The sequence below is a fragment of the Desulfogranum marinum genome (assembly GCF_963675105.2).
Classification (GTDB): Bacteria; Desulfobacterota; Desulfobulbia; order Desulfobulbales; family Desulfobulbaceae; genus Desulfogranum; species Desulfogranum marinum.
In genome coordinates this window covers 150,330-177,083 of record NZ_CAXXRO010000004.1, presented here as the reverse complement: position 1 = coordinate 177,083, position 26,754 = coordinate 150,330, and the positions used below count along the sequence as shown (strand labels likewise).

The following is a 26,754-nucleotide window of genomic DNA, read 5'->3' as shown; positions in this document are numbered from 1 at the left end:
ATTTATCGCTCAACATGTTTCACGCGATATGCAGACACTCTCGCTTTTAAGGAAGGGAAAAATGCAGTGATTGTCTCTTGACTCGCTGCAATGCCATGCATTGTCCTTGCACAGAGAACTTAATGGTCTGCTACATTGTGGTTGAAAATGACACTTATAGAATAAATTCAATGAATTGAACGATACAGCTGTCATCCGTATAATTCAATTGTTTTTCAAGGTATGAGGAAATTGTCTGTGCTCAGACGTGGTGATTTTTTTGCCGAGGTAGTGGGAACGGTGAGGGCTCAATGTTTTGTTCGGAGAGGCGTTTGAGGAAGAAGTGGCAGGGGTAATCCTGTATCATTACCGAGAGTAGCAGGAGTGTCTTAATTAAATGCCTTTTCAGCCTGCTTGAAAGTTGAAAATGGATTTTGTGTGCATACCACCTCGCAAGGCAAACTCTACGCAGAGCAGGTTGTCAATTGCGCTGGTGCCTGGGCAGGTAAGCTGGCCCATATGATTGGTGATACGTTACCTGTTGAGCCTGTTGGCGCAAGTGTTTTAGTTACAGCACGAATGCCGAGATTGCTGCATCCCTTTGTGGCCGTACAGGGGAGAAAGCTGTGGTTTAATCAGGCACGAAATGGAACCTTGTTAATCTGTGGTGGTTATCTGGCAGATGTTGACATGGAAAAAGGGCTCACCCGTATGAATTTTCATGAACTGCAGGCCTGCGCCAAAGTCGCCTACGATCTTTTTGCTGTCACCGATGATATAACCATTGTTCGTTCATGGGCAGGGCTTGATGGTGAAACCCCTGATCATTTTCCAATTATTGGGTACTCAAACAAGGTGCCGGGTTTGTTCCATGTCTGCGGTTTCTCCAAACATGGTTTTGCCCTTTCGCCAATGGTTGGCCAGGTTGTCAGCGCACTGCTGCAGGGTAAAAAACCAGAGGTTGGGATTGCCGGGTTTGAAGTAGAACGATTTGATAGGGTATCGGACCTGGTTGCTTCTAACCCAATTCCTCATGAAAATTGTGGCAATCTGTCAAATTACAAATAATTTTTATATGTTATACAAACTAAGATGAAGTTGAAAGTTTTTCACAATGTTCACCAAAGGTCAGTCCATCCAGCACCATTTTCTTCAGTATTTTGGCAATGAATATAGGCGACTATCGGAGTCTACGCTTACCTATTCATTACCAAAAACTTTGAACCTGGCACTGCCTGAACTGATGAGAAATCCAGGCTAAATAGTTACGAGTCTTTTTAGGCTTGTTGTTGATAATAAATATTGTTAGTGTTTGATCAGTGATCCTTTAGATAAATTCATAAGAGGAGGAAGTAAATGGCTGACCCTAAAGATATGTATCAATGTCAGGTAAGCAATTGCGGCTATGTTTATGATCCAGATAAAGGAGAGCCTAAAACAAATACACCTGCCGGCACCGCTTTTAAGGATTTACCCGATGATTGGCAATGTCCTTTTTGCGGTTCATCCAAGAAAACTTTTAGACCGTTAGCCGGGCCGGGTTCTGTTCTTGAGGATGGTATTTAATTCGTTCTTCATTGAAAAATGTATATTTTTTTGTTGCTGAACAAAGCCAATCACGCGCAAAGTGATTGGCTTTGTTCGTTTTCACTCATTGCACCATTGTTTTTCACAGGGAATGCCATCATGGTTGCCATCCATTTTTGTGCCGGGGCAATTGCGCAGATAGAATTTTGCCTCGGCACATGATGTCATCTCCGAACAATACACTTTGCCCTTGCATTGATAGGTCCCAGAGGTTGCCTTTTTGATTACCCGTTGAGTCGATAGCGATGTATGAATGTTTGGGATGGCCTCACTTGCAGGCACAAAGAGTGTCCCCGAAACGAGCAGTGCTATACCAAGCATTGATACCAAAAAAGGTCTAGCTGCAACTTTCCAATGCACAAAAAGAAAAATCAAGGAAACAAGCGGGAGGAACAAGCAGCTCAGGCCCCATACAATGCCTGTGCGAAATGTTTCAATGATGTACCAGATACCGCCAATGACAAATAGAACAACTCCTGCCCCTACCAGGATAAGGTGCAACGTGCTGGTGGCAATCTGATTGGTGTATCGCTTTTTTAACGATTGGAAGAACTCTTGGAAAGAGTCAAGGGATAAGTGGTGAGCTGTCGCTGAAAGAGGCGAGGTCTCAGCATGTGTTGCCTTGGTGCCGGATAATTTTTCATAATTGAGACTGTTGATTTTAGTTATCGTCTCCGGGGTGAAGCGCTGGGTATAATACGATTTGTCCGGTGACATGACTTTCACACTTGTTACTTTGGTGAGATCATAGGTGATAAGGAGGTTGTTGGCTGTACACATGACCTGATTGTTGTCAATTTCCAGGTAATCACATTCAATATCGTGTACAGCGTTTGTGGTCGTGAGGTGAAAGGTTGTGGTCGCAGGCGATGCTGTGGCCAGGAGGAGGCTAACGACGAAAACCCATGCGAAATGAAGAAAATATTTTTTGCTGATGTTCATTGTATGCTTCTTGTTGGTGATATTGTTTCCGGATTTCTGTGGAGGGCTGTTTTTTTTAGGGAGAGTAAAAGGATTGCTAACCGTTGTAAAGCCTGGAGTTCGACAGTGAATATTCGGTGTTCGTCTCTCTCACGCCGTTGTTGCAATGTACTTGAAAAAGGCGAGGACTATTTTTCTACGATTTTTAGAGCGGTATACTCTCTGCTGCTCCTACGCTGTCGGATCTTCCTTTTCGCATCCCTTCCTCGGGCCGGCTGTTCGTATAAAATCAATGATTGCCATTGAGTATGGCAAGTTGTAAATTTATTGGTATGCGTTGCGTATTGCTGTGCTTGGTTTTTTGTTTGAGTTGTGGGGGAAGGTAAAAAACAAAAGGAGGGCAACATGGAGTGGGTATCGATAGCATGGCCTGTACTGTTAGCAGTTCTAACCATACGAGCATTTTTGTCGGCGTTCACAAAAGTTTTATACAAAAAACGGCCGACAATAAGCCTGGGTATTGCAGAGCATAGAATTGTCCGCGGTGATGCCTCTTTTAACGAGCGGCTACAGGTGCTCGGGGCCTCTCTGTTTAGTGGTATGTTTTCCTTAAATGTCTATTTACTCAGTGCGATCATAGCGTCATGTGTTTATGGGATACAAAAGTATTTCTGATTACCCATAAAATTCAGCCATTTTTTTGGGGACTCGGGAGACAGATCGGAGTCTTCGCTTACCTAAATTTCTCAGTACTTAGGTAGGGGACTGATCGAAGTCTACGCTATCTTTTTTTCATGGTTTTTTATGAAAATTAGATAGCGAAGACTTCGATCTGTCTCCCGGGTTTAAAAGAGAAATAAAATCAGTCCCCTGTCTGTTTCGGTAGAGAATTGGCTGAGTTTTGTACGTAATCAGAAAAGTGTTTATGAGCTGTTTCGGGTAACTGTTGAGCTGCACTTCACGGCGTCTATACTCACCTTTGCGTACGATCAGTCAGGAAAAAGGAGTATTACTCGTAATCCCGGATGATTGTACGCCTCTGGAACGTTGCTAACCAGTTACCGACAGAGGGGAAAGCGAGGTTATTTGTTAGTAACTATTCAGCAGCACCCCAACTCTCCACGATCTGCCCGCTCAGCATACCGATGTACCGAAGTCGGGGCTTATCTGCTAATCGGTCAGCTTGTGAACATTTGGAGCACTGCTGAAAAGTTACAGTTCGGGGTAAATTGACAGTTTTTAGATCTTCGCTGAATAGTTACATTTGTTATTCATTAAATAGCCCTCCATTTTTCGTTTCTTCAAGCACCCTTTCCGATCATAACTTCGGCGAGTCTACACTGCGATGTCGTTCCATTCCTTTTTTGCTGTCGAGAACCCGGTTATATTGGCCCATATGATCTATCGTATAAGGAACCTTATGTATACTAGATTGAAGCCACCTCAAAGCCAAAAGGGCAAACGTTTCCTGTATTTTACCATTAACACAAAAACCAGCAGCCAGATTGTGAGTGCCGGCAAGTAGTGCATCAATATATGCCTGTCGCCTATATGCAGCATATTTTTCGGGAAGCGATGAAACATTATTATTGTGGTTTGACATAGACACACGTTATGCCACAATTTCTTTCTAATTGGTCCTTCCCGGGGAAAAAGTTTTACCCTGTTCCCGTAATAAGGTAAGTAAAGGCTGCTCAAGAGAGGGAAGGAATTTTTTTTTTGGTGAAGTGGAGAAAGGGAGGCTTTTTTGTCAACACATAGCAAAAAGAAGGAACTCGCGGGTGTCTGGCTTATTCTAGGGGCCGCAATGCTTTGGGGCACGACCGGGACTACCCAGGGGTTGGCGCCGGCTGAAGCGAATCCACTATCTGTTGGAGCGGCCAGGCTGGCTGTTGGCGGGTTGGCGCTGCTGGCTTTTTCTCTTTTCCGTGGCTCTTTTCGAAAAGAGGGTGAGTGGTCGGTATTTCTGGTTGGCGTCTCTGCTTTTTTTGTAGCAGCGTATCAGCTGTGTTTTTTTTCAGGCGTTGCCAAGACAGGTGTCGCCGTAGGAACAATGGTTGCCATAGGCAGCGCGCCTGTTTTTGCTGGTATTTTAGGATATTTTATTCGTAAGGAACGGCTGGGAATTGTGTGGGGCCTGTCCACCCTGATGGCAGTGGCTGGTTGTCTGTTGCTGGTGTTGCCGGGAAAGGGGCTGCACGCCGATTTTAATGGTATACTCCTTGCCGCAGGTGCCGGCTTTTCGTATGCCGGGTATACGGTCACCATGAAGGGGCTGCTTGAGAAGTGTGCTGCGGATGCGGTCGTTGCTCTGGTTTTTTCTTTGGCAGCAGTTTTATTGGCACCTTTTTTGTTTCTCTATGATGCTTCCTGGATCTTTTCGTCCGGTGGACTGCTTGTGGCGCTCCACTTAGGTATCATGACCACCGCCGTTTCCTATTGGTTGTTTGCCAAAGGGTTGAAAGATGTCAATGTCGGTACTGCCGCTACCCTGTCCCTTGCTGAGCCCCTGACCGCAACATGTTTGGGGATCGCTGTCCTCCACGAACGATTAATGGTCATGGAATATTTTGGGATGGGATTGCTTTTTGTAGGGATAGTGCTGCTTGTCGCCGGTCCGGCTATACTCCCGGGAAAAAGAACGGCAGTCCATTGATTACATCCGTAAAGCGTTGTCCTAGTGATCACTCAACAGCTAAAAGCCTTACAGTATCCCTTTGTGCAGCTGTATTTCACTGTCTACCCTGTCGGGATCCGGCGAGTTGTATCGGATAAGATTTTGCAAGTGAAAGAGACTGTCAGGGTCTATTGAGGTAAACTGGATTGCCAGCTGGTGATCATTGTGACGGATAATGTTGCCATGGGCCAGGATGGTAGGCTCCTGTTCTTGATCCTGACCTAGCTCTATTTTTACGGTACATGTTGTGTGATCTGCATATTCGGGCTGCAGTGAGACCAGGCAACCCCCTACACTGACGTTATCAAAATGATTTACTTTGTGGGAGGAGCCGTCTTCAAGGATGAGAGTCAGCTCAAATGGGAGCGGGATACGAGTGAATTTTCTTTTTTCAGACGCCATCAGCTAGCCTCTCTATGGTGATTATTGAAATAGTTGATTCTGTTGCCTGTTGAAAAAGAAACAGCGCTGTGCCGCAATTGCGGTGAGGGTGTTTTGTTTATATGTTGCTGTCTGTATCAGGGCAAGAGATTCGAAAAATTCATCCATGGTACCAAAGCCGCCGGGAAAAATGATAGAGGCCATGGCATAGCGGACAAACATGAGTTTGCGAATAAAGAAGTAACGAAAATTGAGGCTGACGCTTTGAAAAGGATTGGGATGTTGCTCGCGGGGGAGCTCAATATTGAGCCCGACAGAGGTGCCGCCAGCCTCAATGCATCCACGGTTAGCAGCTTTCATGATGCCGGGCCCGCCGCCGGTGATAATGGTTAATCCCTTTGCAGTGAGCAGGGAGGCCGTTTGCATTGCAGCCTGGTAATAGGGTGAATCTTTTTTAAAACGAGCACCTCCGAAAAACGAGGCGCCTTGGCCGATATCGTTAAGGGATTCAATGCCGTCTGTTAATTCCGCCAGGCTTCGGAAAATCCGCCAGGCTTCGGAAGTCTTCAGATCATCCATAGTGTAACCAATGAAGGGAAAGTCCCGGCAGAGAAATCCGCCGGGACTAGTAATCTATTACACTATATTATAACAATCCTTCAAAGAAGTCATTGCCCTTATCATCAACCAGGATAAAAGCAGGGAAGTCCACAACTTCAATTTTCCACACTGCTTCCATGCCCAATTCAGGATAATCGAGGCATTCTACTTTGGTGATGTTCTCTTCAGCCAGCAGTGCTGCAGGGCCACCGATGGAGCCAAGATAGAATCCGCCGTGCTTTTTACAGGCATCTGTTACCTGCTGAGAACGGTTACCTTTGGCAATCATGACCATTGCACCGCCTTTGCTCTCAAGCAGATCCACATAGGAGTCCATACGGCCGGCAGTGGTTGGGCCGAAAGAACCGGAAGGCTTACCTTCGGGTGTCTTAGCCGGGCCGGCATAGTAAACAGGGTGATGCTTCAGGTACTCAGGCAATGGTTTGCCGCTGTCAAGCAACTCTTTCCATTTGGCATGGGCGATATCGCGACCAACAATGATCGTTCCAGTCAGGGAGAGTGCGGTTGAAACCGGATGCTTGGTCAATTCCGCCAACACTTTTTCCATGGGCTGGTTCAGGTCGATCTTGACCACCTGTGATGAATCACGATTTCGGTATTCATCTGGAATCAGACGACCAGGGTTTGCATCCATTTGTTCAAGCCAGAAACCGTCTTTGTTGATCTTGGCCTTGATGTTACGGTCTGCGGAACAGGACACGCCCATACCCACAGGACAGGAGGCCCCATGACGAGACATGCGGATGACTCTGATGTCATGGGCAAAGTATTTACCGCCGAACTGAGCACCGAGGCCAAGTCCTTGGGCAGCTTCAAGCAGCTCTGCTTCAAGTTCCAGGTCTCTGAACGCGCGACCATGCTCATTGCCGCTGGTGGGGAGATTGTCAAGGTACTTGGCGGAAGCAAGTTTGACTGTCTTCAGGTTGGATTCAGCACTGGTGCCACCAATGGCAAAAGCGATGTGGTAAGGAGGACAAGCCGCGGTGCCCAGGGTTTTCATTTTTTCGATCAGAAACTTTTTCAAAGTTCCTGGGTTGAGCAATGCTTTTGTTTCCTGATAGAGATAGGTTTTATTGGCACTGCCGCCACCTTTGGCAATGAAAAGGAATTTGTACTCATCGCCTTGCGTCGCGTAGATATCAATTTGTGCAGGCAGGTTGCACTTTGTGTTTACCTCATCATACATGTTCAACGGGGCATTCTGAGAGTAACGCAGGTTTTCTTCGGTATACGTGGTGTAGACCCCTGCTGAAATCTGCTCGGCATCGTCACATCCTGTCCATACATTCTGGCCTTTTTTCGCAACAACACACGCCGTACCTGTGTCTTGACAAAAAGGAAGGACAAAGCTTGAAGAGACTTCCGCATTTCTCAACATTGCCAGAGCCACTTGTTTGTCATTGTCAGAGGCGTCAGGGTCGCTGAAAATTTTCGCAACACTTTCGTTGTGAGCCGGCCTGAGTAAAAAGGATACTTCACGCATTGCCGTGTTGGACAGTTCTTTGATGCCTTCCGGTGCAACTTTCAGCACTTTTTCACCATTGAACTCTTCTACAGAAACGTATTTTTCAGACCCTTCGAGCTTTCTGAATTGGGTTTCATCTTTTCCCAGTGGGAACGGATCTTGGTACACAAAGTCTGCCATGATGTTACTCCTTGTTCGTTGAATAAAGTGGAACCGGTTGTTTACAAACCGGGATATTCAAAAAGGTTCACCCCCCTTTTTAGATAGTGTCTGCCGGAAATGAGAATTTTGGTTTGAAAGCAAGGCATGCTTTCAATTTTACCACAGGCATATGTTTGATATCGGAGTCTCCGCGTACCTGCGAGGATAAAATTGTAAGCATAACGCTGCTGTCGGGCCTAAATACCATTTGTGGCCGGGCACTAGAAAACAACATGACGTCGGGCCATTATCTCCCGATATATGGGAGATAATGGAACCTAACGTTCACAGCCATCCTTTTTTACTCCGCTCGCGGGACAAAGGCAAGAGGCAGGCTGAATAAAGTTATTTTTTCCTGGAAAAACCGGATAATGGCGGTGAATGATGATTCATATTGGTCTCAGTCGGAATTGAATCGGCACCCTACTGAAGAGAAGAAAAAACGCTCACCGAATCGATGGTGCAATTTGGCAGTGTTGCTGAGGCCGGTACAGTGGGAAGCACCTATCTTTTGAATACTGAAGTCGTCAAGTGCTGCTACCGTGGCCTCGAACTGCTCATCATCGGCAAAGCCAAGGTGAGTCCCACCAAAGACTGCATATATATTCTCTCCTGGAAACTGTTTGTTGACATGGGTAAGGATGTTTATCAAGCCGGCATGGGCACAGCCAAGAATGATGACTAGTCCTTTGTCGGTACGCATCACCAGGGATTGATCATCGAGAAGGTTGTCCTGTTGCCATTCGTCTTTCGGGCCTTTTATTTTCATGAAGGGGTCAGGTTGTTCAAATGAAGAGACTCGAGGTATTTCGCCGGTAAGGAATACATTATCAGCTATTTCGGTCAACTGGGTATTGGGCACAAACACAGCACCCAGTGATTCCAGGTACTCTTTTTTGTAGCGAATGCCGATTTCTCTGCACTCGCCATCCTTGGTCCAGTATCTGTTGGTGAAACAATCCGGGTGGAGAAATACTTGTTTGTTGCCTGTCATGTGTAGGACATCCGGCAGCCCGGAAGTATGGTCATAGTGACCATGGCTGATGACAATGGCGTCTATTTTTTTCAGATCAATATCCAGGAGTTTGCTGTTATGGATCAGCCCTAATCCCTGGCCGGTATCAAATAAAATATTTTTGTCGCCCGCTTTGATGTGGACAGCCCATCCATGCTCGCCGATGAATCCTAATGAGCCGGCAACTGAATTTTCACATAGCACCGTACATTCACATTGCATCTACTTGTCCTCCTTATGGCTCTGGTGTTAAGCCTACTGGCATTAATTATGATTTTCACCGATTAAACTACCCTTTATTATTTAAGAGAGCATGATGAAAAAAACTTTTTGCTTTTTTTCTTTTGCAACTGGGGTCGTCGGTGAGCCCTACGTTTCTCAAAAAAGAAGCCGGCAGGGCAGGCAGAAGTGCTACGCTGCAGATGATGTTCTTTGATGCTGTAGAAGAAGATACCCAAGACCGCTATGCTGTCATTGTTTCCCCGGAAGAACAGAAAAAGAGGGGAAGATGGGCAAAAGGAGGAAGGAGGAGCTGCTGTTAAAGATGTTGACGTTCCTGAAAATAGGAGAGCTGCATCAACTGAAATTACTATACCAGTTCTGCCATAACGGTGTTGGCCAACGCAAGCCCATGTTTGGTTAAACTGAGATTCCAGCCTTCAAGTTTGAGCAGTTTTTGCGCAATCAGGTGGGTTAGTGTTTTGTCATAGTAGGTCATTGGATCAATGCTGAATCGATCATGCAGTTTTTTCAGATCTATCCCATCTGTCAAGCGGAGACCGATTACAACGGTTTCGCGAAAATAGGCCTCATGATTCAGCACCTCCTCTTCTCCTTCTATGGAGAGAGGTGTTTTTGTAGCATCTAAAAATTGAGCAAGATCTTCCCTGGTGCTCCACCTTTTTCCTTCAAAGGCAGAAACAGCTCCCGGTCCGATTCCCAGGTAACTGCCGTTATTCCAGTAATTAAGGTTGTGCCGGCAACGGAACCCAGGACGGGCGTAATTTGAAATTTCGTATCGTTTGAAAGGCGAGTGGCTGATAGTTTCCCGGGTTATTTCCATCATCTCCATTACTGCATCTTCATCGGGCAGGGATATTTCTCCCCTGTCGACAGCAGAGGCTAAAGGCGTACCAGGCTCAAGGGTGAGTTCGTACATGGATATGTGTTCCGGTTTAAGCTCCATGGTCTGGCCCAGTATTTTTTTCCATTGTTCAGGCGTTTGGTCGGGCAGACCATACATGAGGTCGATGCTGATGTTGCTAAAGCCGGCTTTTCTTGCCGCCACATACGTTTCCAGGGCATCATTTGCTGAATGGGGGCGACCAATACGTTTAAGCTGCTGGTCATCAAGAGACTGAAAACCTATGGAAAGCCGGTTAAAGCCGGCGTGGCGAAGTTTGCCCAGCCCTTCCTGGTCAATGGTGGCAGGGTTGACTTCAATGGAAATCTCAGCCTGATCACTGGTGATAGAGAAGCTTTCTTTGATACGGGCGAGCAGTTCAGCGAGCAGTGGAACCGGGAGGATGGACGGGGTTCCTCCGCCAAAAAAAATGGTGGTAAAGGTGAGGGATTTCCAGGGAGCGTGGTGGCGAAGAGTGTTCAACCGCTTAAGTACGGCTGCATGATATTGCCGAATACCTGTATCGGTTGCTGTGCAGGAGTAAAAGCTGCAGTAGCTGCATTTACTTAAACAAAAAGGGACGTGCAGGTATACGCCTGGACCGGTTTTATCCATGCTGGTTAAGTCGGGCCAGTGTGCCTTTGCACTGCTCACGGATCGAATCCATGAGCCCATGGTCGGCAAAGCTGAACACTCGCTCACCAGAGCCGACAATGATATGATCCAGTAACTGAATATGCATGAACGAGCAGACAAGATGAAGGGAGGTCGTCAGCTGTTTGTCCTGGGGGGAAGGCTGGAGGCTACCCGAGGGATGATTGTGTGCGATGACCATGGCACTGGCATTGTATTCCAGTGCCATTGCAATGAGTTCTCTGGGGTAAACGGTGTTAACGGTTACTGTTCCTTGAGCAACAATTTCAGTGTCGATAATCGCATGGGCAGCATCAAGAAAAACAACTGTCAGTACCTCGCGCTTTAAGCCGCGCATGGTGTGGATCAGGTAGTCGGCAACCTCTTTTGATGAGCTGATATACTGTTTTCCAGCCAGGCGAAGTCGCAGGTAACGTCTGGCAACTGCCTGTATGAATTGGAGGGCAAAGATGTTTTTTGCCCCCAATCCTTTTATCTCCTGCAATTGAGCAGCTGGAGCGTCCAGTACCGCCGGTAGTGAGCCAAAATGCTCAAGGGCAGAGCGCGCCGGATCTTTGCAGTCGGAACGGGGCGTGCCAAAGCTCAGCAACAGCTCGATGATTTCGCTGTCTGAGAAGGCTGCTATCCCTTGCTCCAGGAATTTATCGCGCAAGCGTTGACGATGGCCCTTGCCTTTTTCCTGCCACTGTTGTTTGTCCACTGTTCAACAGCTATTGTTTATTGAGTTCCTGTTGGAAAAGCTTGTTGGCCAGTTGAGGGTTGGCTTTTCCCTTGGTACGCTTCATGAGTTGGCCCACAAAAAAGCCTATAACCTTGGTTTTGCCTTCACGGAACTGCTGAACCTGTCCGGGGTTGGCGGCAATTATTTCTTGGATAATGGCCTGCAGTTCACCTGCATCGCTCATTTGTACTAAGCCTTTTTCTTTGACGATCAGATCAGGATCTGCTCCGGATTCAAGCATTTCCGCAAATACCGTTTTTGCGATTTTGCCTGAAATGGTGTTGTCCTCGATCATGTTCATCAGGCGAGCGAGCTGAACAGGCTTGACAGGGCAGGCATCAATATTTTCCGCACTGAATTCACGCAGCAGCTCGGTGCCAAGAAAATTCGCCAGTTTTTTTGCGTTGCTATATTCCCCAAGGGCTGCTTCAAAATAATCCGCCAATTCACGTGAACTGGTTAATATCTCGGCATCATAGTCGCTGAGCTCCAGTTCATCGGTGAAACGCTTTCTTCTGTTGTCGGGTAGTTCGGGTAAATGTTTGCGAACGGTGTCGATCCATTGACTGTCAACAACCACGGGGACGAGATCAGGGTCTGGAAAATATCGGTAGTCGTGGGCTTCTTCCTTGCCGCGCATGGTTTCGGTCTGGTTCTTGTCCGGATTCCATAAAAGGGTTTGCTGGACGACCTTGCCGCCATCAAGGAGGACATCTCGTTGACGCCTTATTTCGTACTCAAGGGCAAGCTGAACATTCTTGAAAGAGTTCATGTTTTTCAGTTCGGTCCGGGTGCCCAACGCTTCTTGCCCCATTGGTCTTAGGGAGATGTTGGCATCGCAACGAAAACTCCCTTCCTGCATGTTGCCGTCGCATATATCCAGATACCTGACTATGGCGTGCAGCTTTTTCAGGTAGGCTGCAGCCTCTTCCGGTGATCGCAGGTCAGGTTCGCTGACAATTTCTAAAAGCGGCGTTCCTGTACGGTTGAGATCAACGTAACTAACCGGTTCCAGCTCGTCATGGACCAATTTTCCGGCATCTTCTTCCATATGGATCCGGGTGATTCCTATATTTTTCAAGGTACCGTCGACGTCTATTTCCAGTTTGCCGTGTTCGGCAATGGGCAGCTCAAATTGTGAAATCTGATACCCTTTGGGCAGGTCCGGGTAAAAATAATTTTTTCGAGCAAATATATTTTCGCGGTTTAGGCTCGAGTCTGTTGCCAGTGAGAGTTTGATGGCTGACTCAACGACCTGCTTGTTGAGTACTGGCAGGGAACCGGGCATTCCCAAGCAAACAGGACAGGTGTGGGTGTTGGGTGGTGCGCCGAATTCGGTTGAACATCCACAAAATATTTTACTCTTGGTTTTCATCTGGGCATGGACTTCCAGCCCGATTACGGTTTCAAATTCCATGAAATTCCTACTCGTGTATATATCGTTTTTTTAGTACATGAAAAACGGATGCTTATGTGTTTTACGTGAGTCCTTCTCCAACCCATTGACGTATTAATATCAGTTCCTCGGCCCACTGGCTATCAGACACTCTGATATTGATAAACATCCGAAAAAGTTCGTTGACAAGAAAAGTCAGCTCTTCAAACAGGACAATTCTTTCCAGGATCTGCCCTTCCAGGCTGTCGGCATCGTTGCCGTCTTCTGTTCCTGCGGTTTTCGGCAGGCGGACATTCCGAAATTCCATTACGCTTGCAGTTAGGGTTACCCCGTACTCGTGATCACCGCGGGCAATGCGCAGCCTTGCCTGTTCTGGTTTTTTAGCAAGCCGCATTCCCTCACGGGCTTCTTTGAGCTCAGTCTGCAGACCTCGGCAGATTACTTTTTCGCTGGCATCGCCTTCGCCGTATTCCAGCAGCATATGTTTTTCAAAGACGACCAGGATATCTCCAATTTCAGGAAGCTCAACACTGCCTCCTCGTTCTTCGGATTTGTACCATAGCCAGGCCAGGAATTCCTGACCAAGGAAGCGCTTTTCCTGTATAAGATCGACAAGATCCATAGTTTTAACTCATCATGTTCAGGTCATCTTGCAGCATTTTTTTTCGTTTGCTTCAAGCGTTGGCGAAAATTCTTTTTGCTCAAGATACCCTATAGTCGGTGTGAGGGATTATTAAAATGCCCTGCACTTAATCATAAATCCAGAGAAAGAGAAGTGTTTTTAGACCGTTTTTCCTCTGCAGCCACTGCTTTTTCAAAAATAGCCGTAGCCCTGGTCTGATATTTCTCTGCTTCGTCATTTTTACGTTGGTTAGAGCATAATTTGGCAAGCTCCTGGAGAATTGCCCCCACACTTGGATGGTCTTTGCCTTGGGTCTGCTCTGCAATAGAAAGGGATTTCTGGTAGCATCCCTCTGCTTCAGCATACTGTCTTTGCAGCCGGTATGACTCCGCAAGATTGTTAAGGCTCATTGCTAGCTGAGGATGGTTGGGGCGGAGTGTTTTATTGCGTATGGCAACCAAACGTTCATAAAGAGGGACTGCTTCCTTTTCCATTTCCAGCTCCATGCAAAGGGCCGCAAGTTTGTCCAGCACGCCGGTGAGCATTGGATGATCTTTGCCTTGCTTTTTTTCCAGGATTGCAAGGGCTTTTTTATAGAGTGCCGCTGCCTTGTCGTATTCTCCCAGCGTTTCCTGGAGTTCTCCAATCTGGAACCAGCTGATGGCCATTTCCGGGCTCTCCGGTCCTAAATGTTTACTAAACCCCGTCATTGCGTCTTTATACATCGGACCTGCTTTTTTATGTTGACCGCTGGTCACGTAGGTGTATGCCAGTTCGCGCTTGGCTTGAGCGAGCAGGACCGGATCGTCCTTATACGTCCCGGCACAGATGGTTACATATTGCTCCAGCCATTTCACGGCATCATTGTATTTGAAAAGTCGTCGAGCGGTAAGTCCTGCAGCATAAAGGTAGTCGGAGTTCTCGCTGTCTGCTTCCACTGCTGTTTGGTAGCGCTGGAGAGCTGTCAAAAGGTCGAATCGATGTTCTGCAAGCATGCCGCTGTAAAAAGCTCCAACACCTTTTGCGGTACCTGATGCATTCATTAGGTCAGCCAGCAGTGATTCTGCTGCTTCAGGTCTGCCGGCGATAAGGTCGTTTTTTGCTTGAGCAACGGCCTCCTGTCCAAGGCTGTTTTCTAGTTCTTCCAGTGCCTGGAGCACATTGTCATAGCAGGAAAGTTCCTCCTGGTAGCTTTCATCAAGCACCGCAAGTTTTTCGTTCATCAACACCAGCTCGCGCTGGAGGGTATCCCTTTTTTGGTCCTGCTGAGTTGCTATCGCCTGTTGCAGGGCTTCGCGCTGTTGTTCTTCCTGTTGGTTGAGTCGCTCTGCATATTGTTCTAGGGTCAGCTTTATGGTGGCAACCGCGACTTGAGCTGCAATTTCCTCTGTGTCAATGGGCGTCGCCGATGCAGGTTCTGTCGTTAATTGTTCATCGACCCGCTTTGGTTCCTGCTGTTCTTCCTCTGCCACAGCGGGAGAAACCGGTTCTTCAGCGATCTGTTCCTGTTTGACTGCATCAGGCTCTTCCGGTTCTATAATGTCGAGGGCGGGTTGAGCCTTCTTTGCCGGTTCGTCAGTGGCATCTGTTGCTTTAGGCGCACCTTGGTCAAGAATCGCTGCCTCTTGCTCATCAGCTTCCGGATGGAGTGCTGGTTCTTGCCCAGGCTCGGGCTCTCCTGTCTCGGTTTTTTCCGGGAGAGGGCTGCTCTCCATTTCCAGGCTCACTGGGGAGACAATCGTTTCTGCCGGCTGGGCTGCTTCTTCCGACTCCAACTCTATGTCAAGGGGAGAAGCTTCAGTCTCCTCCATCTCCATGGACTGAACTTTTTCAGTTTCTACAGGTATTTCCTCGGCGACTTCCTCTGGTTCCTGCAGTTTCTTTTCAGCCACAGGTGCCGGCGATGCTTCCTGAAAGATCGGTGTCGGCTCAACGAGCTGGGGCTCCTCTTGCTCAACAGGTTCTTGAGCTGGTGCCGCTTCTTCTTGCTCCTTGCTGGCTTTTATTGCCTCTTGTTCTTGTGTATCCTGCTCACCGGTTGAGGTGGGGAGCGTTTCCTCAGTTTTTTTACTGCTTATTTTTTTCACCAACAAGGTGGCGCCAAGTACGACCATAATGGCAATGACTGCAAGGATAATGCTGTTCATGGTGTCTCCGTTCGGTGTTAGGTGCGGTGGAAATCTACTAGAGGAGGACTGCCGGACGCATTGCTTCGTAATTTTCAGTCGCGTCTTCGTTGATCATGTCTAAGCCGGTCAGCCAGGGAATTTGCAGAATAAGAGACATTGCAAAGGTTTCTTTAAAGAGGTCTTCCAGTAGTGCGATGGCTTTTTTGCTGGTGGAAAAGAAAAGAAGCGTGTTTTCTGAGAGGTTCCAGCATAGGTCGTAGGTGGCAGGTATGGGAGCGGATTTGCGGATAAGTTCAGCGCGAATGCGCTCTTTTATCTCCAGGCGGGCTGCCCTGCTGAGGCGTGGAATTTCTTTTTCCCGTTTAATACGTGCTTCTTCCTTCATCGTATATTTTTTTAGCACAGCAGGGGAAACCTTTCGTTCGTCCGTGCGCATGGTCAGCACTACATAATCTCCAGCAGCATAGGAGCTGTAGGCAAAATCAGCATCAAACATATCGGCAACAGATACCCAGCCAATGGAGTATTCATCTATGGTGTCGTCAATGTCGCGAAAACTGTTTGCAGCTACCCGATCGGCTACAAAGTCCCAAAAATGATCGGGCAGCTCGCCCACAACTGAAAACCTGGTGAACGATGCAGCACCGGAAATAAGTCCCATAACCTTTTGTAATCCTTTTGTATTGGTCTATTATGTCTTGATAGCGTCCAAGATGGTAATACTTAAAAATATAGCAAACCTGTTCCAGGGGAACAAGGTATTTAGAAAAAGCTTTTTTGGGTAAGTAAAAAAAAACAATGGGAGTGTGCTTTTTATATTGACATGCCTGGGTAAAACATGTAAAAACAAGCGCTCCAAACGGGGGTCGTTAACTCAGCCGGTAGAGTATCTGCCTTTTAAGCAGAGAGTCGCGCGTTCGAGCCGCGCACGACCCACCATTTAACATAAAGACCTGTCCCCATCGTCTAGTCAGGTCCAGGACACCGGCCTTTCACGCCGGCAACAGGGGTTCGAATCCCCTTGGGGACGCCATATATAAAGGCCCTTAGCAAATTTGCTAAGGGCCTTTTCCTGTTTTATGGGATTTTTCTACTTCATTTTTTCCTGATCATTTTTTTTGTCGATCATTTCCTCATGAGCTCATTCTTTGAGGTGCAAATTTGCCATTGGCCGGCGAATGCAGATTTGGAAGCCATCGAAAGGGGGGAGTTGTTAATGAATACAGCATATATTCATGGGGGCTGAAGCAAAACTGATAACGTCTTTTTCCATCCATTTCCTGAGCACCAAAATTTTTCGTGTGAATAGTCGTACTTTATATTGACACAGTGAAAAAAAACATGTAAAAAAAAGCGCTCCAACCGGAGGGTCGTTAACTCAGCCGGTAGAGTATCTGCCTTTTAAGCAGAGAGTCGCGCGTTCGAGCCGCGCACGACCCACCATTTAACATAAAGACCTGTCCCCATCGTCTAGTCAGGTCCAGGACACCGGCCTTTCACGCCGGCAACAGGGGTTCGAATCCCCTTGGGGACGCCATATATAAAGGCCCTTAGCAAATTTGCTAAGGGCCTTTTCCTGTTTTATAGGTTTTTCTAAGCTCATTTTTCCTGAGCACGATATTCACAAGGTATTTTCCGTCGTATTGCCAAGGAGTATTGTCATTTCAGCTCCGCCTGCAAGGTAGAATTCAAATCAGGGCTGGGCGAGATAATAATAATTATTGGCAGTTACGATCGATCTGTGATAACGGATAAGAGAGAGGATAACTATCTGTTATTACAATGTGGTACTCTACGTTAAACTGGAGGAAATGATGAGAAAAATAATTGGTTGTATAAGCGCTGTTTTGTTGTTTTTCGTATGGTGCACGCAATCCCTTGCCATGGATTCAGTTTTGAAAGCAGGGGAAATATCCTCGCTGTTGATGGATACAACTATAAAGGTAACTGAAGCTAAAAAAAATAAAAAAACAGGCAAGACCCTTTCTTATGCAGCCTATTTTGCTGCTGATGGAACCATTCGTGTCCAACATCCTGATGGTGAAACCGAGTTTTTTAATTGGTCTGTGAACAAGGATGACACTCTGTGTGTTATAAATAATGTACGAGTGTGGGGGAGCGGCCCTTCCTGTGGTTATTTGGTGGGTGATAATCAGGGGATCTATAAAGTGTATCCCATGAAAAATATCTCTTCCGAAAAGAATAAAAAATATGTCAGCGTTAAGAAGGCGGGCCACGTCCTGACTTTTTCCAACATCCAAAGAGGGAATCATTTGTGAGGACATTACCCTTTAACGACGGGGTCCCATGTGTTTATTCTGGGGTGAGCAGATAAACAACAAAATCAAGGGACCCTCCTTTTAATTCAGCATGCCTTTTCGCTGTAGATCTGTCATGAGTGTTTTCACCACCGAATCAAAATCAGTTTTCAGCAGCTTGGGGTTAACTGTGGCTGATTGGGCCGCCCAGACAAGGTTTTTTGTGGCGACATCATACATATTGCTTTCCAGGCTTACAACTGTTCGGGTGGTTATTGTTGGCGGACTGTATACCGCCTGATAGGCGTGGCCATAATAGCCATACATGCCCGAATAGAAGGATGGTTCATAGTGGACAGTTCCTGGATGCCACTTGGTTGTTGTCTCGCTATCAATTAAGTGAGTGATCAGCACCGTATCTGCACCTGACTGTTGGATAATTTGTAGAATAGCCTCCTCTTGCGGTGCTATGGGCTCTTCGGTAATGGTGTGGCTGGCAATGGCCTGCGTATTTCTACGTACAAATTGTTCTGCAAAACTGTTTTCCCAGAGCTTGCGAGAAGTTGTATCTCTGGAAAGAGCGATAATAAGGATTTTGTTTATACTTGCTGCGGGGGGAGGTTGCTGTACCCATGAAGAGGTAATCTTGGTTGAAGGGCTGCATCCGAAAAGCACTAAAAGCAGGGCGATGATTATCAAATGTCTTATAAAATGGTGTTTCGGCATCTCTATCCTCTTGGCTATGGTGGTGTAGGGCGTCAACTTAGTAACTTATTGATAAAGGGTTGGACGATAGCATTCACAACTATAGGAAATGGTTTATGGGTATGAAATACATCATCTGTCATCTGTTGCTGGTTTTGGTCGCTCCTGCTTGTTTCTTAGGGTGTGCCTCCGCTCCTCGGGGAAAGGTCGTTGTCGACAGTGCGGTGGAGAAACTTTTTTCGTCGGCAACAGTTATTCCAGGACACAATTATTATTATTATGGGCGCCAGCAATCACCGGTAGCCATTATTGCCCTACAGCAAAAGTATCAGCTGGTATCACGCCTCTGGACATCGCTTAAGCAACCGGAGCAGCAACTAGCCTCCTTGATAAACAACACCAGACAACAACGAAACAGCATGTGCACTTTCTCCGGTGCTGTGATCAAGGCTCCAGATGGTACAGCTGCTGGGTACTGGTATGCAAAATGGCATTTGACCTCAGTCAGAATAGCGGAGCCAGGTAAGATCGAGGTTTTTCCGCCAGCCGAACCAACATACGGGCCGTGTAAGCCGGAAGGTTTTAAGCAAAACTAAGTGTAAGGCAGTTGCCTGCAAAGAAAGGCAAACGCTTTGTTGGCGGCAGTCGTAAGTCAGTCTCCCTTCATTTGTTCAAAAGGTGTGTTCATTGCATCCACCCATTTGACTGCCCCTGTTGTTGTGTCGAGCACGTAAATTTGAGTACTTCGGTCTCGGACCACTACCTCCATCTCGTATTTTCCAGGAGGAGCCTGGGTAACTGCTCCAGTGAGCAGGAAAATGGCGAGCATGCTCAACGCTCCTGTAAGTAATAAAACACTGTTTTTTCCAAATTTGGATACTTGCATCTCTTGCTCCTCCTTGCATTGAGTGAGATATAACCCGAATTTCTCATGAGCATTTTCTCATTTTATGAAAAATCCGGTCCCGGCCGGTCAGGGCATTTGCGTTCGAACACTCTGCACCTTGTCTTCCATGGACTGTTCTCGATCATTCCTGGTACCGAGTTTGATGGTGGTCGTTATCCTGGGGGCTCCCATGGAATGGACCTGTTGGTGACATTTTTTGACAGCATCCATTACCGTATTCCATTCACCCTCAATGTTGGTGCCATAGGCATGAAGTTCTGTCTTAAGCCCCGCATCCTCCAGGATTTGGTGGCAAGCCACCACATACTTTGAGACGGAAACACCAACCCCGATGGGTACCAGGCAAAGATCCATTATTACGTTCATATCATCCCTCATACAGTTGCTCTTCCATTTTTTTGCGAGAGGCTGTTGGTGCCGAAAAGAAGCCTTCGTAAGTGTTCTATTTCCAATCTGCTGATGATTGCACTATGCTATAAATAATATATGTATTCAATCAGTAACTCATTGCCGGAGCATCCGCTATGCGCATTCTTATTTTGGAAGACAATGCACCTGTTCAGAAAATATTACAAGTAAGATTGGAAAAGGCGGGGTACGAGGTCGAGGCTGTTACCAATGGTCACCAGGGCTTTCAATTGGCAGCATCCAATGCCTATGATGCCATCATCAGTGATATCCGGATGCCCCATTGGGATGGATTTAAATTTATTGATGCCATCCAGGTTATTTGTCCTCAATTACCACTGATTATTATCACCGCGGCCTCTGAAGACGCGGACATTATCCACAGGCTGAGTAAGAGTCGGAACGTTGTCAATGTTTTTTCTAAACCTGTTGATTTTGAAGCGCTGTTTGCCGTGCTTGCAACTATTACCCCCCAATCGCATACCAGTGTCAACAAGATGGCTCGTATTGTCTGCACGATCGGGCCTGCATGCGATTCTCCTGATGTGTTGGGGAAGATGATGCTTGCCGGGATGGATGTGGCCAGGCTTAATTTCTCCCATGGCACTTATGAGCAACACAGACAAAACCTGTGTGCCATTCGGGAATCCGAAAATCTGTGGGACAAACCCATTGCCGTAATCCAGGATCTCTGCGGACCTAAGATCAGGACTGGTCCCATGGTGGGGGGATCCATAGGGCTGCGAGTGGGAGCCAAAATCACGATCCAGGCAAAAGCGATCACAGGGAGCACTGAACGTTTTTCTACCATAATGCCGTCAATACTCGGTGACCTGCGTCCAGGCGACCCTGTTCTCCTGGATGACGGTCTGCTTGAGCTGCGTGTTATAACAGCAAACAGCGAAGAAGCTCAATGCGAGGTGGTTTGTGGGGGAACATTGAAATCGAGTAAAGGGATCAACTTGCCTTCAACCGACCTATCACTGCCAAGTCTTACGGAGAAAGATTGGCAGGATCTGGAGTGGGGACTGGTTCATTCTGTAGATTATGTGGCACTCTCTTTTGTACGGACGGCTGATGAAGTGAATGAGGTCAAGCAGTTCATCCACCGATCAGGTAAGCGTAATATCAAGGTCGTTGCCAAAATTGAACGACCCGAGGCCGTGCAGAACATTAAGGAAATTATAGCTGTCTCAGATGCTATTATGATTGCCAGAGGAGATATGGGGGTGGAGTTACCCGCAGCAAGGGTGCCGCGAATCCAGGAACGAATTATCCAGTTGTGCTGGGAACAGAGTACGCCGGTTATTACTGCCACGCAAATGCTTGATTCGATGACAACCAACGCAAGGCCGACAAGGGCTGAAGTCACTGACGTGAGTATGGCTATCAAGCAAGGTACAGATGCGGTAATGCTCTCTCAGGAGACAGCTGTCGGGGTGGATCCGGTGAATGTGGTGCGAACCATGGCTTCCATTATTTGCGAGGAAGAGCAATATAAGGATACATCTCCTGAGCATTATCGGCAGGTGACTGGTGATACCTCGGTTAATCCCGCTCTTGCCGCTATTACCAGTCTGGCCAATATACGAGCCACCCTTTTACTTGATCCTGATGGCGTTCTTTATCCTTCGCTTTCCAAGTGGAACAGAAGGGTGCCGACCCTGCTGATAACCAAGTCCGTGCATATCGCTCGCCACGCGTGTCTGTATAATAATATTTTTCCGCTGATTATCAGGGAGGAACTCAATCGCAACGAAATGGTGCACCGTTCAATGGTATTGGCAAAAGAGTGGGGCTATATAAGGAAGGGTGACGTTATCGGTATTGTTGAAGGAGCAAGGATCACCTGGACTGGTGTCAAGCAGGTGGGGGCTGTGCAGGTTGTTGAGATAGACTAAACCGGCACCATGATTGGTACCGGTTTGATGTGTAGTTTGCGTGATGATTGATACGGTTTGTCTCTCTTAATGCCTTTTTTTGCCCAGATACGCTTCCTGGATTTTCGGTGAACTCAGCAGCTCTGCCGAGGTTCCGGAAAAGACGATTTTTCCGACTTCAAGTACATAGCCTCGGTCAGCCAGCTTTAATGCAGCCTTGGCATTTTGTTCTACCAGCAGGACGGTAACGTCCCTCTTGGCGATTTCTTTGATCTGCTCGTAAATCGCTTTGACCAGGATGGGGGCGATACCCAAAGAAGGCTCATCAAGCAACAACATCTCCGGGTCGCTCATCAACGATCGGCCGATGGCGAGCATCTGTTGCTCTCCACCCGAGAGGGTACCGGCCAGCTGTTTGCGTCGTTCTTCAAGACGCGGAAACAGCTCATAGACCCATTTCAAGGTCTCTTTATTCATCTTACTGCGGCTGAAGGCGCCGAGCATCAGGTTCTCTTCCACCGTAAGGATGCCGAACACCCGCCGACCTTCGGGCGAGTGGCTGATACCAAGCTGAACGATCTTGTGGGCTGGCAGTTGGGTCAACTCCTGGCCCTTAAACGTGATTGAGCCCGACTTGGCCTTGAGTAGCTGGCTGATAGTGCGCATGGTGGTGGTTTTACCGGCCCCATTGGCACCTAAGATGGTGACGATCTCCCCTTTGCGCACTTCAAGAGAAATTCCCTTAATGGCGGCGATACTGCCATAGGAGACTTCGAGGTCTTTTATTTCAAACAGGGCGTCGTTACTCATCGTCATCCTCACTTCCAAGATAGGCCTCGATAACGGCCGGGTCCTTTTGGATCTCCGTCGGTGTTCCTTCGGCGATCTTGCGGCCGAAGTTGATGACCGTTAGGTAGTCAGTCACCTCCATGACCATATCCATGTCGTGTTCAATCAGCAACACGGTGACCCCTTTGTCACGGATCTTGAAGATCGTTTCAAGTAGTCCCAGAGTTTCTTTGTCATTGAGCCCGGCAGCCGGTTCGTCAAGGATCAGCAGGGTCGGATTGACCGCCATGGCCCTGGCCATCTCGACCCGGCGCTGAATGCCGTAGGGCAGGGATCCTACTGGCGTGGCGGCAAATTCGCTCAGCTTGAAGAAATCGAGCTGTTCCTCGACCTTCTTCCAGTTCTCCATCTCGTCACGAGCCTTTCCCGGCGTGGGGATAATGCCGTGCCACCAGCTCTGCTTGCTCTTGATGTGGCGGCCACTCATGATGTTCTCGGCCACTGACATCTGGCTGAATAGACGGATGGTTTGAAAGGTTCGGACAATGCCGCGGTCAACAATCTGGTACGGGGTCAGGCCGCGAATCTCCTCGCCGCGCCAGTTAACCGAGCCCTCTTCTGATTTGTAGATACCGGTAATGCAGTTGAAGACCGTGGTCTTGCCGGCTCCGTTTGGGCCGATGATGCCGTAGATCTGGCCGTCTTCGACCTTCATGGTCAGGTCATCGACAGCGGTCAGGCCGCCGAAGCGTTTGGTGACGTTGGTCAGGATCAGTTCATTATGCTCCATGGCTGCCTCCCTTGATCAAAAACTTTGGAATTTTGCCAAAGGTGGCTGGGACGATGCCACGGGGACGCAGAATCATTGCCAGGATCATTGCAAAGCCAAAGATGAAATAACGCCAAGTCGCAAACTCGCGGAAAATCTCGGGCAGAACGAACATCACGAACACCCCGAGCAGGATTCCCGGAATCGAAGAACCGCCCACGATGACAATGCTGAAGAAAAGGACCGACTGGATAAAGTCGAAGGCTTCAGGACTGACCGCTGCGTACTGGGTGGCAAAAACGGTTCCGGCCAGGCCGGCCAGACCGGCACCCAGGCTGAAGGCGAAAATTTTGTATACGCGGGTGTTAATGCCGATACTTTCCGCTGCCAACGGATCTTCGCGCAAATAGTGCAGAGCGCGGCCCGCCTTGCTGCCCTCAAGATTGTGCATGACCCAGAAGGTAATAAGCAGCACGATAAAGGCAAAATAATAGACTGCGATCTGGCTCATCAACTCAGTGCCGAAAAAGCTTAAGGAATCGATGCCGAAGATGCCGTTGGGGCCGCCGGTGACACCGCCGAGATTGTTTTGTAGAACCTGCACGAAGACGATATTGAAGCCAATGGTGACGACCAGCAGGTAGTCACCGCGCAAGTGAACGATGGGGCCTGCAAGCAGAATACCGAACAGGGCCGGAACCAGGATGGCGACCGGGATGGTGGCAAGAATCGGCCAGCCGAATTGGCTGTTGAGGATGGCCGTGGCATAGGCACCCATGCCGAAAAACAGGGCTTGTCCCATATGGAACATACCGCTCTTACCGAGAATAATGTCTTGGGACAGGGCCACGACCGTGAACACCAGAAAGGTGATGGCGACCGCCTGCCAGCGATCGTTAAGCAGGTGAGGCAGGATTGCCATCAAAACAATAAAGACAGGAAGGCTGAAACGTTTGAGTATTTCCATCAGACTTTCTCCGCAACCCGCTCACCAAGAATACCGGTGGGACGGACAATCAGGATTACGATCAACAGGATAAAGGTAAAGGCGTCGGCCCAGGTACTGGAAACATAGCCGGAGATAAAGGCATTGAACAGGCCGAGGAGCATGCCACCGAGCATGGCGCCGGGAATGTTGCCGATGCCGCCCATGATCGCCGCGATAAAGGCGTAGAGGCCGTACTGCCAGCCCATGTTGAAGGTGATGCCGCGATAGTAGAGCCCTATGAACAGACCGCCGACAGCACCGAGGGAGGAGCCGATGATAAAGATCAGGGCAATGACGTTGTTGACGTTGATCCCCATGAGTCTAGCTGCATCCTGATCGATTGATGAGGCCCGGATGGCTGCGCCCATGCGGGTTTTTTCGACGAACAGGTAAAGGGCAACCATCAGAACCAAGGACAGGATCAGGATGATGACCTGGATCAGGCTGATGACAACGCCGCCGAAATCCCAGTAAACCTGCGGTACCAGTTCTGGGAATATACGCATGCGCGGTCCCCAGATGAGCATGATACCATTCTGGATGATCATTGAGGCACCCAGGGCAGAAACCACGGCCGAGAGTCTGGGGGCAGTGCGCAGCGGGCGGTAAGCGACCCGTTCGAGAATAATACCGACGCAGGCCATGGAAGCGGCAGAGAGTAGGAAAATGGTAATGACGGCAAAGAGCGATGTGGCTTGGCCCATGACATGGGTATAGATGGTCAGGCCAACAAAGGCTGAGGCCGCGACCATGTCGCCGTGAGCAAAGTTGATCAGCTTCATGACGCCGTAAACCATGGTATAGCCGAGCGCAACCAGGGCAAACATGCTGCCGATGGTCAGGCCGTTAGCAAGCTGTTGCAGAAAAATGTCCATAAAAAATTTCTCCGGGGTTGATGACTGCTGCCTTTCTAGAGCCAGGGGAGGAGGGCTTTGTCCTCTACTCGCGCCTGAAGGGCAGAGGTTCCGGTTTTTTCTGGTGGTGATTTCAGGGCAAAGCAAGGGCAGGAGAAAAGTTTCTCCCGCCCTTTGTGTAACGATGCGTCAGCTATTGAACGTACTCGTTTGAGTAGCTGCCGTCTTCCTGGATGCGCTTGACGACGTAGGCGCCGCCCTTGCGGTTTCCATCCTTGGCAAAGGCGATGGGACCGGTGATGCCGTCCAGAGGCTTGTCCATGTTGTGCAGGTAATCAGCGGCTTTTTTGGTGTCAAAGTCGCCGTTTTGTTCCATGGCGTGGATGATGGCGCGCATGCCGTCGATATTCATCAGACCCCAGATGGATGGAGGCATTTCACCGTATTTTGCCTGGTAATCGGCGATGAAGGACTTGGCAATAGGAGTCGGCAGGGCAGCGGGCTCAGGAACGTTAATGATGAAAGCGTCCTTGGCAGCAGAACCGGCCAGCTTGACAAAGTCTGGGTTATCGTTGGCGTCGCCGCCGTAGAAGTCGGCCTTGATGCCGAGAGCAACCTGCTGGGCACGCAGCAGACCACCATCCGAATAGTATCCGGCGAAGAAGATAGCGTCAGGTTTTTTGGACTTGATATTGGTCAGGACCGGGGTGAAGTTCTGGGAGTCAGCCTTGATTTTGTCGCGCGAAACAACGTTGCCGCCCAGCTTCTTGATTGCCTCTTCAGTGGCGTTAGCCAGACCGTCGGCATAGGTGGAGAAGTCGGAGAGAACAACAATACGCTGGTACTTTTTGACTTCAACCAGGTATTTGGCTGCGAATTCGGCTTCCGCACTGTTTGGAAAGGAGTTTCGCAGGAAGGTCCAATAGCCCTTTTCGGTCAGGCTGTCGGCGGTGCCGTCCGAAGTTTGCAGTACACCGGCTTTGAAGTATGTTTTTTGCGCAGCTTCAGCGCAGGTGGAAGTGTAGGAACCAATAACCATTTTGACGCCTTTGTTGACCAGGTCTTTGGCGCAAATCGCTGCAGCCATTGCGGTTCCCTGATCATCGCAGGTAATAACTTCAATCTTTTTACCGAGCACACCGCCCTTGGCATTGATTTGTTCGGCCAGCAGGCGAACACCGTTTTCAATACCCTGTCCTTCATTGGCATAGCTGCCGGTGATCGGCGCTTGAACACCCACTTTCAGTACATCTTCGGCATTTACTGTTCCCGCAAAAAGGGAAAAACTCAGTAAAGACATAAACAAAGCTCTTTTTCGCAACATACTTTCCTCCACGTCAAGTGTTTGTTTATCTGTAGTTCAGTCTAAGTGGTAACGCACTGTTATTTAATTTTCGTCTTCCCTACAGATTTTTAAGGTTTTTGCTCTTAAAAGGTTGTCGTAAACTGCATACAGCGACTCTACTGATATTATATTCTTTACTTTTTTGCTGTATAAATTTATCAGCAGGGTGCCCCTGCAATTTCGCCTATATGTCACTTTGGTTGAAACATCGCCGATGTTGGTACCCCCTCTTTTTCAAACCGGATTATGCGCTTCTGAAGCAATTCTTATGGCAAATACTTTGTAGTACTGCTTGCGCCTGCTAACATTTTGTCTGGATTGGTGGCGCATTTCATTGACATCAATGGTTTAACCATTAT

Annotated in this window: 27 protein-coding genes and 4 tRNA genes; 11 read left to right on the top strand and 20 right to left on the bottom strand. The window is 48.2% G+C overall.

The features are described from left to right. The first annotated feature begins 417 nt into the window (after positions 1-417). Complete coding sequence (locus tag ACHZCY_RS09605; protein ID WP_319548743.1) at positions 418-1,047, top strand: NAD(P)/FAD-dependent oxidoreductase; 630 nt, start codon at positions 418-420, stop codon at positions 1,045-1,047. A 288-nt stretch (positions 1,048-1,335) separates the two neighbouring features. Continuing rightward, positions 1,336-1,545, top strand: coding sequence for a rubredoxin (locus ACHZCY_RS09600; protein ID WP_205222821.1), 210 nt, complete (start codon positions 1,336-1,338; stop codon positions 1,543-1,545). 81 nt (positions 1,546-1,626) lie between these two features. Here the strand turns inward: ACHZCY_RS09600 and ACHZCY_RS09595 are convergent, their stop codons facing one another. Together ACHZCY_RS09595 and ACHZCY_RS09590 are read right to left on the bottom strand one after the other, a co-directional pair. Continuing rightward, the gene (locus ACHZCY_RS09595; RefSeq protein ID WP_394713426.1) at positions 1,627-1,887 is read right to left on the bottom strand and encodes an excalibur calcium-binding domain-containing protein; all 261 of its coding nucleotides are present in this window, start codon (positions 1,885-1,887) and stop codon (positions 1,627-1,629) included. Positions 1,888-3,805: 1,918 nt separating this feature from the next. Next, positions 3,806-4,090 carry a hypothetical protein gene (locus ACHZCY_RS09590; RefSeq protein WP_319548741.1) on the bottom strand — a complete coding sequence of 95 codons (285 nt, stop codon included), beginning with the start codon at positions 4,088-4,090 and terminating at the stop codon, positions 3,806-3,808. A 144-nt stretch (positions 4,091-4,234) separates the two neighbouring features. Here ACHZCY_RS09590 and ACHZCY_RS09585 point away from each other — a divergent pair, with 144 nt between their 5' ends. Beyond that, on the top strand, positions 4,235-5,143 hold the full coding sequence (locus ACHZCY_RS09585; RefSeq protein ID WP_319548740.1) for a DMT family transporter: 909 nt from the start codon (positions 4,235-4,237) through the stop codon (positions 5,141-5,143). Between the two features lie 48 nt (positions 5,144-5,191). On the opposite strand, the gene ACHZCY_RS09580 is transcribed toward ACHZCY_RS09585, so the two are convergent. The 4 genes from ACHZCY_RS09580 to ACHZCY_RS09565 form a co-directional block, all read right to left on the bottom strand. Next, positions 5,192-5,566 (bottom strand): PilZ domain-containing protein, encoded by a 375-nt coding sequence (locus ACHZCY_RS09580; protein WP_205222816.1) that lies wholly within the window; start codon positions 5,564-5,566, stop codon positions 5,192-5,194. 21 nt (positions 5,567-5,587) lie between these two features. Then, on the bottom strand, positions 5,588-6,124 hold the full coding sequence (locus ACHZCY_RS09575; RefSeq protein WP_319548739.1) for an LOG family protein: 537 nt from the start codon (positions 6,122-6,124) through the stop codon (positions 5,588-5,590). A 67-nt stretch (positions 6,125-6,191) separates the two neighbouring features. Further along, on the bottom strand, positions 6,192-7,811 hold the full coding sequence (locus ACHZCY_RS09570; RefSeq protein ID WP_319548738.1) for a fumarate hydratase: 1,620 nt from the start codon (positions 7,809-7,811) through the stop codon (positions 6,192-6,194). Positions 7,812-8,232: 421 nt separating this feature from the next. Next, complete coding sequence (locus tag ACHZCY_RS09565; RefSeq protein ID WP_319548737.1) at positions 8,233-9,069, bottom strand: MBL fold metallo-hydrolase; 837 nt, start codon at positions 9,067-9,069, stop codon at positions 8,233-8,235. A 140-nt stretch (positions 9,070-9,209) separates the two neighbouring features. On the opposite strand from ACHZCY_RS09565, the gene ACHZCY_RS09560 reads away from it, so the two are divergent. Next, entirely contained in the window at positions 9,210-9,389 is a 180-nt protein-coding gene (locus ACHZCY_RS09560; protein ID WP_319548736.1) for a hypothetical protein, read from the top strand. 47 nt (positions 9,390-9,436) lie between these two features. Here ACHZCY_RS09560 and hemW read toward each other — a convergent pair whose 3' ends face one another. From hemW to rdgC, 6 genes are all read right to left on the bottom strand, one after another. Then, the gene (gene hemW / locus ACHZCY_RS09555) at positions 9,437-10,624 is read right to left on the bottom strand and encodes a radical SAM family heme chaperone HemW (RefSeq protein WP_319548735.1); all 1,188 of its coding nucleotides are present in this window, start codon (positions 10,622-10,624) and stop codon (positions 9,437-9,439) included. Beyond that, complete coding sequence (gene radC / locus ACHZCY_RS09550; RefSeq protein ID WP_205222810.1) at positions 10,578-11,324, bottom strand: RadC family protein; 747 nt, start codon at positions 11,322-11,324, stop codon at positions 10,578-10,580. The genes hemW and radC overlap by 47 nt, the downstream gene beginning before the upstream one ends. A 10-nt stretch (positions 11,325-11,334) precedes the next feature. Further along, positions 11,335-12,762, bottom strand: a complete 1,428-nt coding sequence (gene gatB / locus ACHZCY_RS09545; protein WP_319548734.1) for an Asp-tRNA(Asn)/Glu-tRNA(Gln) amidotransferase subunit GatB — start codon at positions 12,760-12,762, stop codon at positions 11,335-11,337. 61 nt (positions 12,763-12,823) lie between these two features. Beyond that, positions 12,824-13,363 carry a hypothetical protein gene (locus tag ACHZCY_RS09540; RefSeq protein WP_205222808.1) on the bottom strand — a complete coding sequence of 180 codons (540 nt, stop codon included), beginning with the start codon at positions 13,361-13,363 and terminating at the stop codon, positions 12,824-12,826. A 131-nt stretch (positions 13,364-13,494) separates the two neighbouring features. Further along, the gene (locus tag ACHZCY_RS09535; protein ID WP_319548733.1) at positions 13,495-15,510 is read right to left on the bottom strand and encodes a tetratricopeptide repeat protein; all 2,016 of its coding nucleotides are present in this window, start codon (positions 15,508-15,510) and stop codon (positions 13,495-13,497) included. Between the two features lie 37 nt (positions 15,511-15,547). After that, positions 15,548-16,153 (bottom strand): recombination-associated protein RdgC, encoded by a 606-nt coding sequence (gene rdgC, locus ACHZCY_RS09530; protein WP_205222806.1) that lies wholly within the window; start codon positions 16,151-16,153, stop codon positions 15,548-15,550. A gap of 202 nt (positions 16,154-16,355) precedes the next feature. Between rdgC and ACHZCY_RS09525 the strand changes: the two genes are divergently transcribed. From ACHZCY_RS09525 to ACHZCY_RS09505, 5 genes are all read left to right on the top strand, one after another. Beyond that, positions 16,356-16,431, top strand: a tRNA-Lys gene (locus ACHZCY_RS09525). Between the two features lie 16 nt (positions 16,432-16,447). Next, positions 16,448-16,525, top strand: a tRNA-Glu gene (locus tag ACHZCY_RS09520). Between the two features lie 334 nt (positions 16,526-16,859). Then, positions 16,860-16,935 (top strand) — tRNA-Lys (locus tag ACHZCY_RS09515). Positions 16,936-16,951: 16 nt separating this feature from the next. Continuing rightward, positions 16,952-17,029: transfer RNA gene (locus ACHZCY_RS09510), tRNA-Glu, on the top strand. A gap of 274 nt (positions 17,030-17,303) precedes the next feature. Next, the gene (locus ACHZCY_RS09505; protein WP_319548732.1) at positions 17,304-17,771 is read left to right on the top strand and encodes a hypothetical protein; all 468 of its coding nucleotides are present in this window, start codon (positions 17,304-17,306) and stop codon (positions 17,769-17,771) included. A gap of 81 nt (positions 17,772-17,852) precedes the next feature. Here ACHZCY_RS09505 and ACHZCY_RS09500 read toward each other — a convergent pair whose 3' ends face one another. Then, entirely contained in the window at positions 17,853-18,476 is a 624-nt protein-coding gene (locus ACHZCY_RS09500; RefSeq protein ID WP_319548731.1) for a DUF4136 domain-containing protein, read from the bottom strand. Between the two features lie 95 nt (positions 18,477-18,571). Between ACHZCY_RS09500 and ACHZCY_RS09495 the strand changes: the two genes are divergently transcribed. Next, on the top strand, positions 18,572-19,051 hold the full coding sequence (locus tag ACHZCY_RS09495) for a hypothetical protein (protein WP_319548730.1): 480 nt from the start codon (positions 18,572-18,574) through the stop codon (positions 19,049-19,051). A 56-nt stretch (positions 19,052-19,107) separates the two neighbouring features. On the opposite strand, the gene ACHZCY_RS09490 is transcribed toward ACHZCY_RS09495, so the two are convergent. Continuing rightward, positions 19,108-19,341 (bottom strand): hypothetical protein, encoded by a 234-nt coding sequence (locus ACHZCY_RS09490; RefSeq protein ID WP_319548729.1) that lies wholly within the window; start codon positions 19,339-19,341, stop codon positions 19,108-19,110. 87 nt (positions 19,342-19,428) lie between these two features. Continuing rightward, positions 19,429-19,728: an MTH1187 family thiamine-binding protein gene (locus ACHZCY_RS09485; RefSeq protein WP_319548728.1), complete on the bottom strand. Its 300-nt coding sequence runs from the start codon at positions 19,726-19,728 to the stop codon at positions 19,429-19,431. A gap of 158 nt (positions 19,729-19,886) precedes the next feature. On the opposite strand from ACHZCY_RS09485, the gene pyk reads away from it, so the two are divergent. Then, on the top strand, positions 19,887-21,671 hold the full coding sequence (gene pyk, locus ACHZCY_RS09480) for a pyruvate kinase (protein WP_319548727.1): 1,785 nt from the start codon (positions 19,887-19,889) through the stop codon (positions 21,669-21,671). 66 nt (positions 21,672-21,737) lie between these two features. Here the strand turns inward: pyk and ACHZCY_RS09475 are convergent, their stop codons facing one another. From ACHZCY_RS09475 to ACHZCY_RS09455, 5 genes are all read right to left on the bottom strand, one after another. Further along, on the bottom strand, positions 21,738-22,460 hold the full coding sequence (locus ACHZCY_RS09475; protein WP_205222800.1) for an ABC transporter ATP-binding protein: 723 nt from the start codon (positions 22,458-22,460) through the stop codon (positions 21,738-21,740). Then, the gene (locus ACHZCY_RS09470; RefSeq protein WP_319548726.1) at positions 22,453-23,229 is read right to left on the bottom strand and encodes an ABC transporter ATP-binding protein; all 777 of its coding nucleotides are present in this window, start codon (positions 23,227-23,229) and stop codon (positions 22,453-22,455) included. Before ACHZCY_RS09470 ends, ACHZCY_RS09475 begins: the two co-directional genes overlap by 8 nt. Beyond that, positions 23,219-24,175 (bottom strand): branched-chain amino acid ABC transporter permease, encoded by a 957-nt coding sequence (locus tag ACHZCY_RS09465; protein ID WP_319548725.1) that lies wholly within the window; start codon positions 24,173-24,175, stop codon positions 23,219-23,221. Before ACHZCY_RS09465 ends, ACHZCY_RS09470 begins: the two co-directional genes overlap by 11 nt. Continuing rightward, positions 24,175-25,071 carry a branched-chain amino acid ABC transporter permease gene (locus ACHZCY_RS09460; protein WP_319548724.1) on the bottom strand — a complete coding sequence of 299 codons (897 nt, stop codon included), beginning with the start codon at positions 25,069-25,071 and terminating at the stop codon, positions 24,175-24,177. The genes ACHZCY_RS09465 and ACHZCY_RS09460 overlap by 1 nt, the downstream gene beginning before the upstream one ends. Before the next feature lie 172 nt (positions 25,072-25,243). Further along, entirely contained in the window at positions 25,244-26,374 is a 1,131-nt protein-coding gene (locus ACHZCY_RS09455) for a branched-chain amino acid ABC transporter substrate-binding protein (RefSeq protein WP_205222797.1), read from the bottom strand. Positions 26,375-26,754 lie beyond the last annotated feature (380 nt).